This is a genomic window from Sorangium sp. So ce887 (genome assembly GCF_051521455.1).
GTDB lineage: Bacteria > Myxococcota_A > Polyangia > Polyangiales > Polyangiaceae > Sorangium.
The window spans coordinates 5,037,037-5,051,295 of record NZ_CP150354.1; the positions used below are offsets into that span (position 1 = coordinate 5,037,037).

14 protein-coding genes are annotated in these 14,259 nt (G+C 71.4%); 4 read left to right on the forward strand and 10 right to left on the reverse strand.

Annotated elements, in window-relative coordinates:
- Nucleotide 1 precedes the first annotated feature (1 nt).
- Nucleotides 2–1,606: a hypothetical protein gene (locus WMF36_RS18700; RefSeq protein ID WP_437580972.1), complete on the reverse strand. Its 1,605-nt coding sequence runs from the start codon at nucleotides 1,604–1,606 to the stop codon at nucleotides 2–4.
- Nucleotides 1,607–1,814: 208 nt separating this feature from the next.
- Nucleotides 1,815–2,816 (reverse strand): extensin family protein, encoded by a 1,002-nt coding sequence (locus WMF36_RS18705; RefSeq protein ID WP_437580973.1) that lies wholly within the window; start codon nucleotides 2,814–2,816, stop codon nucleotides 1,815–1,817.
- Between the two features lie 735 nt (nucleotides 2,817–3,551).
- Here WMF36_RS18705 and WMF36_RS18710 point away from each other — a divergent pair.
- The gene (locus tag WMF36_RS18710) at nucleotides 3,552–4,517 is read left to right on the forward strand and encodes a hypothetical protein (RefSeq protein WP_437580974.1); all 966 of its coding nucleotides are present in this window, start codon (nucleotides 3,552–3,554) and stop codon (nucleotides 4,515–4,517) included.
- Here the strand turns inward: WMF36_RS18710 and WMF36_RS18715 are convergent.
- From WMF36_RS18715 to WMF36_RS18725, 3 genes are all read right to left on the reverse strand, one after another.
- Complete coding sequence (locus WMF36_RS18715; protein ID WP_437580975.1) at nucleotides 4,514–4,834, reverse strand: hypothetical protein; 321 nt, start codon at nucleotides 4,832–4,834, stop codon at nucleotides 4,514–4,516. The two genes, WMF36_RS18710 and WMF36_RS18715, sit on opposite strands and share 4 nt — an antisense overlap.
- On the reverse strand, nucleotides 4,804–5,475 hold the full coding sequence (locus WMF36_RS18720; RefSeq protein ID WP_437580976.1) for a hypothetical protein: 672 nt from the start codon (nucleotides 5,473–5,475) through the stop codon (nucleotides 4,804–4,806). The genes WMF36_RS18715 and WMF36_RS18720 overlap by 31 nt, the downstream gene beginning before the upstream one ends.
- 105 nt (nucleotides 5,476–5,580) lie before the next feature.
- Nucleotides 5,581–5,715 carry an extensin family protein gene (locus WMF36_RS18725; RefSeq protein WP_437580977.1) on the reverse strand — a complete coding sequence of 45 codons (135 nt, stop codon included), beginning with the start codon at nucleotides 5,713–5,715 and terminating at the stop codon, nucleotides 5,581–5,583.
- 716 nt (nucleotides 5,716–6,431) lie between these two features.
- Between WMF36_RS18725 and WMF36_RS18730 the strand changes: the two genes are divergently transcribed.
- The 3 genes from WMF36_RS18730 (at nucleotide 6,432) to WMF36_RS18740 (ending at nucleotide 8,528) form a co-directional block, all read left to right on the forward strand.
- Nucleotides 6,432–6,620 carry a hypothetical protein gene (locus WMF36_RS18730; RefSeq protein WP_437580978.1) on the forward strand — a complete coding sequence of 63 codons (189 nt, stop codon included), beginning with the start codon at nucleotides 6,432–6,434 and terminating at the stop codon, nucleotides 6,618–6,620.
- Between the two features lie 260 nt (nucleotides 6,621–6,880).
- The gene (locus WMF36_RS18735; RefSeq protein ID WP_437580979.1) at nucleotides 6,881–7,483 is read left to right on the forward strand and encodes a DUF4360 domain-containing protein; all 603 of its coding nucleotides are present in this window, start codon (nucleotides 6,881–6,883) and stop codon (nucleotides 7,481–7,483) included.
- A 94-nt stretch (nucleotides 7,484–7,577) separates the two neighbouring features.
- Nucleotides 7,578–8,528 carry a hypothetical protein gene (locus WMF36_RS18740; RefSeq protein ID WP_437580980.1) on the forward strand — a complete coding sequence of 317 codons (951 nt, stop codon included), beginning with the start codon at nucleotides 7,578–7,580 and terminating at the stop codon, nucleotides 8,526–8,528.
- 52 nt (nucleotides 8,529–8,580) lie between these two features.
- On the opposite strand, the gene WMF36_RS18745 is transcribed toward WMF36_RS18740, so the two are convergent.
- From WMF36_RS18745 to WMF36_RS18765, 5 genes are all read right to left on the reverse strand, one after another.
- Nucleotides 8,581–9,006 carry a hypothetical protein gene (locus tag WMF36_RS18745; protein WP_437580981.1) on the reverse strand — a complete coding sequence of 142 codons (426 nt, stop codon included), beginning with the start codon at nucleotides 9,004–9,006 and terminating at the stop codon, nucleotides 8,581–8,583.
- Between the two features lie 205 nt (nucleotides 9,007–9,211).
- Entirely contained in the window at nucleotides 9,212–9,811 is a 600-nt protein-coding gene (locus WMF36_RS18750) for an RES family NAD+ phosphorylase (protein ID WP_437580982.1), read from the reverse strand.
- An 18-nt stretch (nucleotides 9,812–9,829) separates the two neighbouring features.
- Nucleotides 9,830–10,462, reverse strand: a complete 633-nt coding sequence (locus tag WMF36_RS18755; RefSeq protein WP_437580983.1) for a hypothetical protein — start codon at nucleotides 10,460–10,462, stop codon at nucleotides 9,830–9,832.
- A 182-nt stretch (nucleotides 10,463–10,644) separates the two neighbouring features.
- The gene (gene ligD, locus WMF36_RS18760) at nucleotides 10,645–12,828 is read right to left on the reverse strand and encodes a DNA ligase D (protein ID WP_437580984.1); all 2,184 of its coding nucleotides are present in this window, start codon (nucleotides 12,826–12,828) and stop codon (nucleotides 10,645–10,647) included.
- Nucleotides 12,829–13,295: 467 nt separating this feature from the next.
- Nucleotides 13,296–14,243, reverse strand: a complete 948-nt coding sequence (locus WMF36_RS18765; RefSeq protein WP_437580985.1) for a hypothetical protein — start codon at nucleotides 14,241–14,243, stop codon at nucleotides 13,296–13,298.
- Nucleotides 14,244–14,259 lie beyond the last annotated feature (16 nt).

Here is a 14,259-nt window from a genome sequence, read left to right on the forward strand (position 1 = left end):
GCTAACGGGGCAGCTCGTTCGGCCCGCTGAACGCCTGGGTCTCCGCCGAAGGACCGGAACCGCCTTTGCCAGCCACATCCAGCGTGGCGGCGTTCCCCGCGAGGCCGCCCTCGCCGGCCGGTCCGAACTTGATGACGGCGCCGGGCCGGAGGGCCAGGTTGGGGACCACATAGGCGATGCCGACGGACGGGCCGCCGAGCCCGCCGCCGGCGTCGCCCCCGCGCCCGCCGTTGCCGCCGCTGCCGCCATGGCAGGCGTTCCACATCCCGGCCACGAACCCATTGCCACGCTTCCCGCCGTGCCTGCCGAAGCCGCCCGGCTGGCCCGTTCCGCCGGTCCCCCCGTTCCCGCCGCGGCCCGTGAACACCTCGGTGGCCTCGACCGTGAGCTCCGTGCCCTCGAGCGCCACGATGCCGATGCTCGCGCCGCCGTAGCCGCCGCCCTTGCCGCCCAGGCCACCGCAGCCGCCGCCGCCCCCCGAGCCTCCGGACGCCCCGGTCTGGGGTCCGGAGGCCGGGCACACGGGGGGACTCACGCCGTCGCGCGACTTGCTTCCGCCCCCGCCGCCCCCGGCCTGGCCGACGCCGCCCCGGTCCCCGTCGTCACCGCGGACGCCGATCCACCCATCGTCGGTGAGATAGCCCATGTCGGCCGCGCCGCTGGCGCGGCCACGGTCCACGCCGGGCGCGCCATCTGTCCCGTCGCTGCACGCCATGCTGCCGGCGCCGGCTCCTCTGAGGCCCTTGCCCTCGGGGTTCGGTGCGGGCTCGGGCTGTCCCGAAGCGCCGTCGCCGCCCTGCTCGATCCCGCCGTCGCCCCCGTACCCGCCCGTCGACTCGATGCCCTCGCCGCACGCGGTCACGACCGGGAGGGCGCCCGTCGCGGCGCCCGCCGTGCAGGCGTCCGCCCCGTCGTTCCCGAACTGCCCGCTCTCCGCGCGGACACTCGCCGCGTCCTCGCCGGGCTCCCCGTCCTTGGCGTCGCCCGCGATGATCACGCTCGACACCAGCTTCACCCTGGCGCCGTAGCTCAGGATCACCGCGATCGACGACCTGCCGTCGATCGCCGAGGCGTCCGCCGCCACGACGCGCACGCCGGAGATCGTCGATGTCGCGTCGTCTCCCTCGATGACGCGCAGCGGGACCCCCCCGGGCGGCGCGATGGTCGTCCGCTGAGCGGGCCCGCCGAACGACCAGTCGCCCCCCTCGCAGAGACGTCCGCCCCAGAGATCGACGCCCGAGGGCAGGGAGATCGCCTCCTCGAACACCTCGCCGCAAGCGTACACGCGCCGGGTCGGCTCCTCCCCTCCGCCTCGTCCGGTCGTGGCCAGCCCGACCGCGCGCTGGAGCGTCTTCACCGGCGCGCCCTTCGTGCCGGGGTGGTCGTCGTCGCCGTGCTCGCTAACGAACACCCCGCACGCGTCGAGCGCCTGCGCCTTGCCGGGCTCTCCCTCGCACGGTCCGGGCAGCGGCTCCGGATCCGGCTCGCACGCTTCCACCTCCCAGCAAGGGTCGGAGTATGGGCACCCCGACAGCGTGCTCGCGCCCATGAGTGCGAACGCCACCACGGGCGCTGCCCTGATGGCTTTGCCCTTGCACCACGTCATGTATGCACGGTAGTTGCGCCAGCCGCGCGGCGTCAACCAACAGGAACCGCAACAAGGCGCATTTACCCGTGGAAAATGTCTCTCGATAACGCAATGCGGTCCGCGGGTCCGCGGCATGCTCGGGCCCTTCGCTTCGGGCGGGCGCTCGATCCGTCCAGCGCAACGGACCGTCCAGTGCAGCGGAGCGACACCGCGCCGTGACGCGCGCTCACTCCAGCAGAAAGTAGCGTGCGTCGCGTTTGATATCGAAATGGAAGTGGTCCGCGTGCGCCTCGTTCGCGTTGGGCGTGAGGACGACGTTGAACAGCCCGCTCGTGGAAATGGCGCAGAGGATCTCCCGCAGCTCGAGCGCGTGGGGGGTGGGCACCTTCGGCTCCGACCCGGGGCCGCACGGCGGCGCGCCGATGGCGCCGAGCCAGTCGGCCTTCACCTCGAGCCGGGTGCCGTCGGCCTTCACGAAGGCGGCGACGTCGATGGCGAGCCCGAGGGCGTGCTGGCTGGGGCGCCCGGGCGCCGCCGCCGGCTTCTTCGCGGCGCGTTCGCCCGGCCTCGCGGCCTTGCCGGCGCCCTTCGAGGCGTTCTTGCCTGCGGGCGGCTTCGCGGGCGCCTTCTGCGGCTTCCTCGGCACGGCCATGCCGGCGGGAGCGGGCCGGTGCATGCTGACGTGCACAACCTCGGCGACCCCGCACGTCGCGAGAAAGGCGGCGAGATCGTCCAACGCGAGGACCAGCCGGCAATCCGCGATGTCGAAGGGAGAGATCGAGCGGGATTTCGCCACGCCGTCACCGCGGAACGTGACCCCGTGCAGCGGGCCGGTGAGCCGGACCGGCCGGTCGACAAGCGGGGCGCCGCGCGAGGCCACGGCGTGCGGGATCCCGCGGCGCTTCATCTCCCTGTCGCAAGCGTCGGCCGAGAGCCCTCCGTACGTGGCCGCGCGCGACGCGGCGGACCACGCGGGCAGCTCGAACCGCGCGCCGCCCGCCTCCGCGCCGCCGTCCGCAGGCGCGCCGACGTCGCCGTCCAGAAGGCCGGTCCCGCCGTCCGCAGGCGCCGTCGCCGAAGCGGGGGACCCGGGCGCCGCCGCCGGGGCATCCACCGGCTCGGCCGGGGCACGGCGCAGCGAGGCGATGCCGAGCGGCGCGAGGAGCGCCGTGCCGCCGATCAGGGCCGCTCCAAGGGATAGCGCACGGCGGGAAGGGAGCGCGCTCATCTCTGGCGGAGCTTAGGAGAAACCGGGCAGTCTGGCAGCCTTCGTGGCACCGGACACGGTCCAGGGGAGGCAGCCGGCAGCCTTCGCGGCACCGGACACGGTCCGGGCGAGGCTGCCGGCAGCCTTCGCGGCACCGGATACGGTCCGGGGGAGGCTGCCGGCAGCCTTCGCGGCACCGGATACGGTCCGGGGGAGGCAGCCGGCAGCCTTCGTGGCACCGGACACGGTCCATGGGAGGCAGCCGGCAGCCTTCGCGGCACCGGACACGGTCCGGGGGAGGCAGCCGGCAGCCTTCGCGGCACCGGACACGGTCCGGGGGAGGCAGCCGGCAGCCTTCGCAATACCGGACACGGTGGCCCGGAGCAGTGCTCCCTGGTTCATGGCACAGCACGTGCTATCCAACCATCGACACACCCAGCGCGCCTGTCACGGCCCTCGCGGAGCCCGCGCCAATGGCTCGGGCTCCGCGAGGGCAGGCTCCTTCTGGCAGGGCGACGTCGCTATCCAGCCCCGCGCGGGCCCGAGCGCCCTGGTGCAGGATTGCGACGTTCGGCGGCACGCCGTCAGAAAATCAGCCGGGGGGGTCGATTGACGGCTTGGTAGGGGTGATTATCCCTGCCCGGAACGTCCGGCGTACGCCTGGCGTTCACATCAAGTCCAGCGCGCGGGGTGAGGAGCGCGTTGTCTCTGTTCTCCGCTGCTCCGCGACGACGAACAACGAGAGGTCATCCCCTCATGACGAAGCCTTCTCCACTCAAGAAGAAGCCTGCTCCCAAGAAGCCCGCGGCTCCGCCCCAGGCAGCGGCGGCATTCGATAAAACTCTGTCCGAGATCGAGGCGCTCAGCCCGGATCGGCTGATCGCCATCAACCTCGACATCCCCCGGGTGGTCTCCCAGGTGCTGGGCGTACTGCCCGGCCTCCTCACGCTGCGCTCCGCCATCACGGAGCGTCTTCAGCAGCATGATGTCGCGCTGCTCGACCGGCTCGAGACCTATGCGCTCGCCGCCTGGTACGCGCACCTCGCGTGGCTGTCGAGCGGAGGCGCCGAGAACGCGCTGAAGCCTCTCCTCGTGGAAGCGGCCCCGCTGCGCGAGAACCTGCTGAGCGACGCCGAAGCGCTGGCCCGGCGCGGCCTGCTCGACGCGGACACGGTCACGGAGATCCGCGCCGGACAAGGGCACATCGACACAGCCAATGATCTCGTCGCGCTCTCGGCGCTCTTCACTGCGAGCTGGTCGGAGGTCGCCGACAAGACGGCGGCGACCGAGGAAGAAGTGAGGCGCGCCGGGGAGATCGGGCCGCAGCTCCTCGCGGCCCTCGGCGTGAGGGAGCACGGCAAAGGTCCCGGGCCGACCGAGGCCGCGGACAGGAGGGCGCGGGCGTTCTCGCTGCTCGTCCACGCCTACGACCAGAGCCGCCGCGCCGTCGCGTACCTGCGCTGGAACGAGGGGGACGCCGATTCGATCGCGCCATCTCTCTACAAGGGTCGCACTGGACGCGCGGCGTCGTCCAGCGACACCGCCACCGCACCGGCGGACGACGCCCCCGCTGCCCCGACGGCGCTGGCGCCGCCCGGCGCTGCGGCCCCCGCTGCCCCGAATGGCACGGCGGCGCCCGCTGCGACCCCCGCTGCGCTGAACGGCGCGGCGGCGCCCGCGGTGCCCGGCGCTGCACCGAGCGGAACGGCGCCCACCGGCTAGTCCTCGACGCTGTCGATCTCGATATCGCTTTCTCCCACCGATCCCTCAACCGTGATCGGGTGGCCGCTCGACGTCTTGCTCTTGAGGGTGAACTTTCGCCGGCGCATGGCGTCCTCTCCATTGTCCTCCAAGTCATCATCCTGCGCGTTCTGGATGGCATGATTGACAATCTCTGGCATCGGTTCGTCTGAGCAGCGCATCCATGCTCGGCTCCCGCTAGGCTTATACGAGCCGTTCTTGATGACCAGATTGTCAATTGTCTTACTCGCCACCGCCTTCATGCTGTCTAGGAACTTCGATTTAAATTTGGATGCCATGGCTCACTTCCTTCGATGCGTCGCGCGGCAAGCGGCATGCCTGCCTGGCGGAATTGGGAGCCCCGACGCGAGCAAAAGTCAAGTCCTCTGCGGGGGCGCGTTCGCCTGGTCCTATCGCCGGCCAAGGAACACGAACAACGCGCCGCCCTTCGGATCTCCGCCGAGCTGGTCACGCACGATGCCAGCGAGGATGTCGAAGGACCACGAAGATCGATCGGCTCGGGCGCGACGTAGACGTCCATGTCCGGCGTGATTATCCGAAGCTCCTCCGTTACGACACGCAACACCGACCGGAGAGCCCCCTCGTCGAAGCGTGCCGGCTCGACGAGCACCCCGATCCGCAAACCCGTCTGGGCCTCGATGTGGACACCGTCGTCGCTCCTCCGGCGCTCCCATTCGAGGAAGTCGAAGCCGCCATAGATGTCCACGCCGGAGGGAAGCGTGGTCGCCTCGGCGAAGACGTCGTTGGTTACGAACACGCGACCGCGGCCGGTGCGAGCGAGCTCGGTCCCTCGCTGGATCGAGCGAACCGGCCGGTCCTCCGTACCGGGGTTCGCGTCGTCGCCGCCGAGGACCGTCGTATTGACGAACACCCCGCAGCCGTCGACGGCGCGATCGGCGGCGAGCGCCTCGAGGCACACAAACGCAATGCGACCCGCTGGTCAGCGGTATGTGCGGGCCCTTCGCTTTTGGCGGGCGCTCGATCCGTTCAGTGCAGCAGAGCGACACCGCGCCGTGACGCGCGCTCACTCCAGCAGAAAGTAGCGCGCGTCTCGCTTGATATCGAAATGGAAGTGGTCCGCGTGCGCCTCGTTCGCGTTGGGCGTGAGGACGACGTTGAACAGCCCGCTCGTGGAGATGGCGCAGAGGATGTCCCGCAACTCGAGGGCGTGGGGGAGGGCACCGTCGGCTCCGACCCGGGGCCGCACGGCGGCGCGCCGATCGCGCCGAGCCAGTCGGCCTTCACGTCGAACCGGGTACCGTCCGCCTTCACGAAGGCGGCCACGTCGATGGCGAGCCCGAGGGTGTGCTGGCTGGGGCGCCCGGACGCCGCTGCCGGCTTGTTCGCGGCGCGGTCGCCCGGCTTCGCCGCCTTGCCGGCGCCGTTCGGGGTCTTCTTGCCTGCGGGCGGCTTCGCGTGCGCCTTCGCCGGCGCGACAGCGCCGGATGGAGCGGGCCGGTGCATGCTGAAGTGCACCACCTCGGCGATCCCGCGCGTCGCCAGGAAGGCGGCGAGATCGTCGAGCGCGAGGACCAGCCGGCAATCGGCGATGTCGAACGGGGAGGTCGACCTGGGCTTCGCCACGCCGTCGCCGCGGAACGTGACCCCGTGCAGAGTCCCGGCCGGAGCTCTGGCGCGTGCCGCTGTTCGATCGCATCGAGCCGGCTCTGACCGTCACCGCGCCCGCCGCCGGCTACGTCGTCCCGGCGGCGCACGCGGCCTGGGTGGCCGACAAGCTGCGCCTGCACGGCGTGCGCTACGAGCTCCTGCCCGAGGCGCGCCCCGGCTTCGCCGTCGAGGCGTTCCGGGCCGACGCGGTCGCCTTCGAGGGTCGGACGCCCGTCAAGCTGGATGGCGCCTTCCGGCCGGAGCCGCATGCTGGCCGCAGATCCGGCGCTGCGCGCCGAGTTCGAGGTGCGCCTGCGCGATCCTGCGTTCGCGAAGGACGCGAAGGCTCGGCTCGATTTCTTCTACCGGCACCACCCGTCCTGGGACGAGCGCGTGAACCTCGTCCCGGTGTTCCGCGTCGTTGCCTCGCCGCTCCCGGGCTTCGAAATACAGTGAGTCGTCTATCCACCTTTCGCCTGCGCTCCGGGTTCTCATCGAATGTCCGCGCGTCCCGCGGACCTAACGGCGCTCGATGGATTCCGGTCAATCCGCGGCGCGGGCGCCGCGCGAGGGCGCGCTCCGCGCAGGTTGCGCGGAGCGCGCCCTCATCGCATGCTCGTCAACACATGTCGGCTGGCCTGCGACAGCGGTGATGCGCGCGCGGGTGCCGGCGGACGGCGACGCGATGTCGTCTGAAGATGAAAAGGGGGGCAAGCATGTTGCTGCGATGGGCGTTCGGCTTTTCTTCGGCGTTTCTCTTCGCCTTTCCTGCGCTGGCGCAGAATGCGCGGATCGAGTCGTTCACGTATGCCGGCAGCGGATGTCCCGTCGGCTCCGCTGCGGGGGTGATCTCGCCTGATCAGAGGGCGTTGACCGTCATCTTCGACCAGTTCGAGGCGCAGGCCGGCCCGGGCACCGCCCGCGCCGCGAACCGCGCGTTCTGCCAGCTGGCCGTGGATCTTCGGTTCGATCCGGGATGGCAGGTGGCCCTCTTCGACGCCACGTACCGGGGCTTTGCCGACCTGGAGCCGGGGGTCCATGGGCTCCACGAGACATCGTATTATTTCTCGGGCTCGCCGCTCACCTCGGGGCCGCTCACCTGGAGCATGATCGGGCCGTTCACGAACGATTTCTCGCGCACGGACACGTTCGCGGCCACGGTCTGGTCCGACTGCGGCACCGTGCGGCCGCTCAACATCAAGACGAGCCTTTACGTCACGAACCGCCTGGCGCAGGCGGGCTCCGGGGTGCTGACGAACGACACCACAGACGTCCAGGTCCGGATCGACTATGCCCTCACGTACCGCCGCTGCATCTGAGCTCCGCGGGACGTCCCGCCGCGCGTCGTGCGACCCGCGGTGACGGGCGTCGACGCCCTGGTGCGGAAGGGCGCCGGCCTGGTACGCTGACCCGATGACGTCCACCCTGCTGATCATTGTGCTCAGCGTCGTTGTGCCGCTCGGGATCACTGCGGTGGTCCTCTGGGGGGTCTGGAAGAAGGTCCTCGGACCGCTCCGGGCCCAGCAGCGGGAGCAGCAGCAGCTGCTTCGAATCGGCGTGCCGTGCGCGGCGCGTGTGCTGCAGTACCAGGAGACCGGCATGAAGGTGTCGATGGGCGCCCAGGACTCCTACAGCCTCAAGCTGCTCCTCGAGGTGATGCCGCCGGGCATGCCGCCGTATCAGGTGGAGACGGTCGCGCTCGTATCGGTGCTGGCGGCCCCCCGTATCCAGCCGGGGTGCATCGTCACGGTGCGCTACGACCCGGCCAATCCCCGCCGTGTCGCGATGGAGGCGGCGTACCCGCCCGGACAGGGGCCGGCCGCCGCTGCGGCGCTCGGGGGCTATCCCCTGCCGGGGGCTCACGGGGCGCCAGGGCCTCAGCCCGGCGCTTACGGCGCTCCCGCGGGGGCCTATGGGGCGCCGCCCGGCGCTTACGGCGCGCCGCCCGGGGCTCCCCCTGGCGCTTACGGCGCGCCGCCCGGGGCTCCCCCTGGCGCTTACGGCGCTCCCCCTGGCGCTTACGGCGCTCCCCCTGGCGCTTACGGCGCGCCGCCCGGGGCTCCCCCTGGCGCTTACGGCGCTCCCCCTGGCGCTTACGGCGCGCCGCCCGGGGCTCCCCCTGGCGCTTACGGCGCTCCTCCCGGCGCCTACGGCGCACCGCCCGGGGCTCCCCCTGGCGCCTACGGCGCTCCCGCGGGCGCTTACGGCGCCTTCCCTGGAGCTCCCCCCGGCGCCCACGGCGCTCCCGCGGGCGCCTACGGCGCGCCGCCGGGTGCCCCCGGCCCGTACGGCGCTGGTCCCGACGGCAACTCCGGAGGGCCGGCGGGTCCTTTCGGGCCCGGCGGCGGCCGGCGCGGCTCCTGAACGGCGTCCTCCCCCGGGGCGCCGGCCGCGCCACATGGCCGCGCGCTCGCGCTCAGACCACCACGCAGCCCGCCGACGTTCCTTGCATCGGCAGGATGGCCTTGATCTCGCCGGTCTCCCCGAAGACCAGGAGCCGCGCGACGATCGCCTGCTTGCCCGCGCTGCAGAGGGGCAGGAGCGCGAGCCGGAGCGCCGGCCCGTTGCCTCCCTCGAACTTGAGGGCGAGCAGTTGCTTCTCATCGCACTCCTCGAGGAGCTCCACGTCCGCCTCCAGGTGGGTCGGCGCCACCCGCACGCACGCCTTGGCCTCGCCGAAGCTGTCGATCGTGCAGCGGTTGGAATCGAGCGAGAGCTGGACCCGGCACGACCCCTCTCCGCCGATCGTCGCGATCTGGATCTGGTGAATCGCGATCCCCTTCTGGAGTGGAATGGGCTCCACGAGATAGCCTGTTTCCAGCCGCAGATTCTTGATTTTCATCGGACCCCCCGCCGCTCGGCCGCGCGCGCCGTGGCCACCGCCCGCCGCGACGCCGCCGCAGCGCGCCTGCCTTCATGGGAAGCACCGGCTGTGCCGGCGCGCACGCGCGCTCGGTTCGCACGCGCACCTGGCCCCCGCGCCCGGCGCCGCCATCGCGCTCGGCAGCGCGCCCGGGGATCCCGCGCCGCCGTCCGCTCGTCGAGGCTCAGACGAGCCCGAACTTGTACGCACCCAGGATCCTGGCGAGGAGCGCCGCCTGCGCCGGATCCGCGAGGGAGCCGAGCCGGGTCACCTCCAGCTCCGCGCTGGCGCGCTCGAAGAGGGCGGCGCAGACGCGGCTCGGGTCGTGGCGCGCGGCGTAGGCGATGCCGTCGGGTCTCCTCGGGTGGTCATGGATCGCGAGCGCCCACCGGTGAGCGGCCCCGTAGGACTCGCCCGAGGTCAGGCGGGCGTCGGCCCCGAGGCGCGCGAGCCCCTCTGCGGTGAGGTTCACGAGCCGCAGCGGACGCCTCGGCGCGATGCACGCGAGCCCGCGCGCGGCGAGCTCGCGTTGCTCCACGAAGCGCACGCCTGTCGCGTGGCCGAACACCTCGATGAAGGAGCAACGCTCGTCTTTCCCGGCGTACAGCACCCCGAACTCGCCGGCAGGGGCGTCGAAGCGGTTGTCGCCCGAGCGGCCGAAGTACAGCGGATCGCGCGCGAGCCAGTGAATCCGGAACCAGCACCGCCGGAAGGCCGTGACGGGAAGCGGCCTTGCCGCGAAGTCGAGGGGCGGGTCCGGATGCGGCCCGAGCGTCGTCGTCATGTCGGCACGGCGGCGCTCTCAGGCCGCGCCTTGCTCTCCGAACATGCGCGCGGCGAGCCGCACCGGGCCCAGGTCGCCGCGGCGGAGCCGGTCGAGCGGCCGATCGCCGTCGAGGCGGTGGTTGCCGGAGAGGAAGAACCGGAGCTTCGCCAGCGGGGGGTGCTCGTCGAGGAGGGCCAGGATCTCCTCCATTCCCGGCAGCACGCCCTCGTCCGCGAATTGCCATGCGGGGTAGAGGTGCCCACGACGGCCGATGTCCACGGCCAGCAGCCTTCCGGCTGCGCGCCGCACCTCGATCGCCTGCGGCGAGAGGTGAAGCCCTTCGCCGACCTCCTCCGCGGTGAGCGTGCCCCCTTCGGCGGCGAGGAGCGCGTCCCTCGCCTGGAGGCCGCGGAGGCGGGCCGGCGTGAGCGGATCCGCGGCGAAGAACAGGCCGACGGCGCTCGGCTGCGTGAGCGCCGTCACAAGCGCGTCCGCGTTGCTGGGCGACGCGACGACCTCGCCAAGCTCGCTCGGATCGAGCCGCTCGGCCACCTGGGTGAGCGCATCGATGCCGCGCGCCAGGAACGCCACCCGCAGCGGTTCACCGTCGAACTGGTGGAGTCGCTCGGCAATTTCCGCCAGAGCGCTGGAGTTCCGATTCTTGGCCATGGCAGACCCAGGGGACGATGCAGCGCGCTCGCGGCCCCGTCAACCAGCGCACGCCACCCTGCTGCGATAGAACGACTTCGCTGAACGGAACATCAGTGAATGTACATTCCCTGTGTCGCTTGTGTCTTTCTTCTTCGGTGTGCTCACCGGCTTCTGGGTTTGTCGGGGACGTCGGGAGGAGGTCAGAGACCGACCTTCTTCATCATGGCGCCGGTGATGGACTGGCGCACGGTCGGGAGCTCTGCCCATGGATCTGCGATGGACGCGAGCCGCTGCGGCACGGTCTCGGTGGTGAACGAGGCAGGATCGACCGGCGCGTCGAGCTCGTCCCACGAGAGCGGGGTCGCGACGGCTGCGCCGGGGCGCGCCCGGGTCGAGTACGGCGCCACGGCGGTCGCGCCGCGCCCGTTCCGCAGGTAGTCGACGAAGACCTTGCCGGTGCGCTTGGCCTTCGAGAGCGTCGCGATGTACCGCGCCGGCTCGAAGCGCACGAGCGCGTCGGCCACCGCCTTCGTGAACGGCTTCACCTCGTCCCAGCTCCTCTGCGCCTCGATCGGGACCACCACGTGGAGCCCTTTGCCGCCGGTCGTCTTGACGAAGCTCCGCAGCCCCAGCGTCTCCAGGAGGTGCCGCACGGTCCTCGCGGCGTCCACCACGCGCTCCCACGGGAGGTCCGGCGCCGGATCGAGATCGAAGACCATCATGTCCGGCTGCTCGATCCGGTCCACGCGGCTCCCCCAGATGTGCATCTCGAGCGCCCCCATCTGCACGAGCGACACGAGCCCTTCGGCGTTCTCGACGTAGAGATACGTGCGTTTCCCGTCCTCCTCCTCGACGGTCGCCCGCCGGATGGCCTCGGAGAGCCCCTCGGCCTCGTGCCTCTGGAAGAAGCATGGTTTACCCTGGCCCGCGGGGCAGCGGACCAGCGTGAGCAGGCGCTTTGCGACATAGGGCAGCATGTGCTCGGCGATCTGCGCGTAATACCGGGCGAGGGCGAGCTTCGTGATTCCCTGCGCCGGATAGAGCACCTTGTCGGGGTTCGTCAGCCGCGTCCCGGCGACCTCGATCCTCTCCGCGCCGCCGCCCCGGCCCGCGCGAGGGGCCTTGCCCGGCGCGGCGCTCACGGCCGCGCTCGCCGCCCTGCGCGCTCCATGGCCCTTGGCCGCGCTCGCCGCCGTGCTCGACGCGCTGCCGGCCGCCTTGCCGGGCGGCGGTTGCTCGCGCTCGACGGTGACCGACTCCGGAGTGCGGTCCTCGCGGAGGCCTTCGAACGACGGGTGCCGGAGCCGCCTGTCGCGTGTCCACGCTGCAAAGTGCACCTCTGCGATGAGCCTGGGCTCGACCCAGTGCACGCCGCGCATGCGCGGCGCCCCTGGAAAGGCCGGCTTGGCGCGCTCGATCGGCGCGAGACGGCTGCGCAGGGTCGTGAGCGTCTTGCTCGTGAAGCCCGTGCCGACCTTGCCGGCGTAGGTGAGCTTGCCTGATCTGTTCACGCCGACGAGGAGGGCACCGAGCCCCTGGCGGGCCCCGGTCGGCTCGGTGAATCCGACGATCACGAACTCCTGGCGCTTGCCGCATTTCACCTTGAGCCAGCTGTCCCCGCGCCCGCTCTGGTAGGGGGCCTCCGGGCGCTTCGCGATGACGCCCTCGATCCCGAGCTTGCACGCGTGCTGGAACACCGCGGCGCCATCCTCCTCGAGGTGCTCCGTGTAGCGCAGGGTCCCTTCCTCCGGCGCTTCCGCGAGCAGCGCCTTGAGCGCGCGCTTGCGGGCGACCTGCGTGCAGCCGCGGAGATCGCGGCCGTCGAGGTAGAGCAGGTCGAACAGGAAGTACATCAGGCGCCCCTCGCGCCCGTCGTTCCCGTCGCCGAGCGCGTTCTGCAAGGCCTGGAAGTCGGTCACGCCGTCTCGCCCGACGACGACGATCTCGCCGTCCAGCACGGCTTCCCGGGCTGGCAGCCGGGCGAGGTCATCGCGCACGCCTGCGAACCGCTCGGTCCAGTCCTGGCTGCCGCGGGTCAGGAGCGTCACGCGGCCGCCGCGGAGCTGCGCGAGAATGCGGTAGCCGTCGAGCTTCACCTCGTAGAGCCACCCTTCGCCGGGCGGCGGCCCCGTGACCAGGGTCGCGAGCTGGGGTTCGACCTCGTCCGGGAACGGCCCTTTCCGGGTGCCCTCCAGCGCATCCGCGTAGGTGAGCGTCCCGCGCGGCGTCGCTGCGGCGCCGTCCGCCTGTCCCTTCGCGGCGGACAAGAGCTGGCTGTCCACGTCCGCCGAGGTCGCGCCGCGTCTGCGGCGGGCCGTCAGGGGTACGGGCCGCTCGTCCTGAGTCCGCCGCGCCGCGCTTCGCGCCTGTCTCTGTTCGATCATCGTCGCGCCACCACCTTTTTTGGTGGCAAAGCAACTTCGATACCGGAATGCAGTCTGCGCCCTGGCGGCGATTCACTCCTTGATCTTGTTCAACGCCCCGCTGAGCTCGGCATGAGCGCCCCAGAATGAGGCGCTCTGCCACGCTCACATCCTTGCTGCCTCGCACCCGGTGCGCGGATTGCAACGTTGTGAAGCGCGACCGCTGGCTCGTGGCACAGCCGCGCTCTCGGACAGGGATGTATTTCCACGTTCGTCATGAATCCTGGAGTGAACAGCTGCGCAGGATCGCGTGGACGCTTCCAGTTCGAGAAAGGACGGACTCGAGCATCGGCGAAGAACGCCTCCTTCAGTACCGATGCGCTGCGTTGCCTCGCCGTAGGGGCGGTCGAGCCGCCGTGCAGGACGACTCGGGCGTCAATCCGCGATCATCGTGACGAGCTACATCGCGCGCGTGGTGGCGGGCCGAGCTACTGCAGCGCCTCCGAGGCGCTCGCCGCGGTGATGGACTGGTCGTGCCATCGCTCCAGCGTCGCGAGGTCGACACATGCCTCGATGCGAGCGGCGTCGTCCGGGCTGAGATCGAGCTGTCGGCGCGCGAGCACACGTCGCAGGGCAGCGCGGGCCTCGGCCAGCCGTCCCTTGCTGATACCCCTCTCGATGCCCTTCTCGATGCCCTTCTCGATGCCCTTCTCGATCAGCCGTTCCTGAACCTGCGGGCTCGCTTCAAGCAGCACCTCCAGGATGCGCTGCCGGCGGGCCTCCACCTCCGGGTCCTCGGCCTTGCCGAACCTCCACAGGAGCTCCTCACGGGTCGTCGCTGACATCGCCAGGTACTCTAGCATGGCCAGCACCCATTCGATGGGCCGCCGTCCCGCTACCCAGCGGCCGAACTCGTCGAGGGCTCGACCGGAGCGGGCGACCAGGAACGCGATCAGCTCGTCCCGCAGGGGGAGCTCGTTCGCTGCCACCCACAGCAAGCAGTGCCCCAGCGGCTCCACCCGGTAGCAGCCGGGCGCGAAACGCACGGGCGCGTACACCCGTCCCAGCCACTCCGGCACGTGAGGCGCGACCATCCAGAGCGGCTCGTGGCCCAGCCAGGACGGCGTCCGCTCGTGCTCCTCGACCCGCTGCAGCTGCCTCGCCTGACGCCGCAGGAGGGCCCGCTCGATCGCCCTCCGGTCCACGTGATCCCCGACCAGCTTCAGCTCGACCATCACCTCCTCGTGGCTCCGCGCCTCGGGCCACGGCGCGGTCAGGTGCTCCAGCAGATCCGGGCGATGGACCAGGAGCAGGCCATCGCTCTGCACCTTCTCGAGCCGGATCTCCGGTGGATCCTCCCAGGTGATGGCGCCTCCGGTGAGGCGCGCCGTCTCTTCGGCGAACGTTCGCTTTGCGAACAGGTCCGGTTGACCCATCGCGCTGCGCGGTAGC

Excerpts from the sequence above, each read along its gene's own strand:
- ligD (WP_437580984.1), bottom strand. The coding sequence starts at position 12,828 with ATGATCGAACAGAGACAGGCGCGAAGCGCGGCGCGGCGGACTCAGGAC.
- WMF36_RS18765 (WP_437580985.1), bottom strand. The coding sequence starts at position 14,243 with ATGGGTCAACCGGACCTGTTCGCAAAGCGAACGTTCGCCGAAGAGACG.
- WMF36_RS18700 (WP_437580972.1), bottom strand. The coding sequence starts at position 1,606 with ATGACGTGGTGCAAGGGCAAAGCCATCAGGGCAGCGCCCGTGGTGGCG.
- WMF36_RS18745 (WP_437580981.1), bottom strand. The coding sequence starts at position 9,006 with ATGAAAATCAAGAATCTGCGGCTGGAAACAGGCTATCTCGTGGAGCCC.
- WMF36_RS18710 (WP_437580974.1), top strand. The coding sequence starts at position 3,552 with ATGACGAAGCCTTCTCCACTCAAGAAGAAGCCTGCTCCCAAGAAGCCC.
- WMF36_RS18715 (WP_437580975.1), bottom strand. The coding sequence starts at position 4,834 with ATGGCATCCAAATTTAAATCGAAGTTCCTAGACAGCATGAAGGCGGTG.
- WMF36_RS18740 (WP_437580980.1), top strand. The coding sequence starts at position 7,578 with ATGACGTCCACCCTGCTGATCATTGTGCTCAGCGTCGTTGTGCCGCTC.
- WMF36_RS18755 (WP_437580983.1), bottom strand. The coding sequence starts at position 10,462 with ATGGCCAAGAATCGGAACTCCAGCGCTCTGGCGGAAATTGCCGAGCGA.
- WMF36_RS18705 (WP_437580973.1), bottom strand. The coding sequence starts at position 2,816 with ATGAGCGCGCTCCCTTCCCGCCGTGCGCTATCCCTTGGAGCGGCCCTG.
- WMF36_RS18730 (WP_437580978.1), top strand. The coding sequence starts at position 6,432 with ATGCTGGCCGCAGATCCGGCGCTGCGCGCCGAGTTCGAGGTGCGCCTG.
- WMF36_RS18750 (WP_437580982.1), bottom strand. The coding sequence starts at position 9,811 with ATGACGACGACGCTCGGGCCGCATCCGGACCCGCCCCTCGACTTCGCG.
- WMF36_RS18735 (WP_437580979.1), top strand. The coding sequence starts at position 6,881 with ATGTTGCTGCGATGGGCGTTCGGCTTTTCTTCGGCGTTTCTCTTCGCC.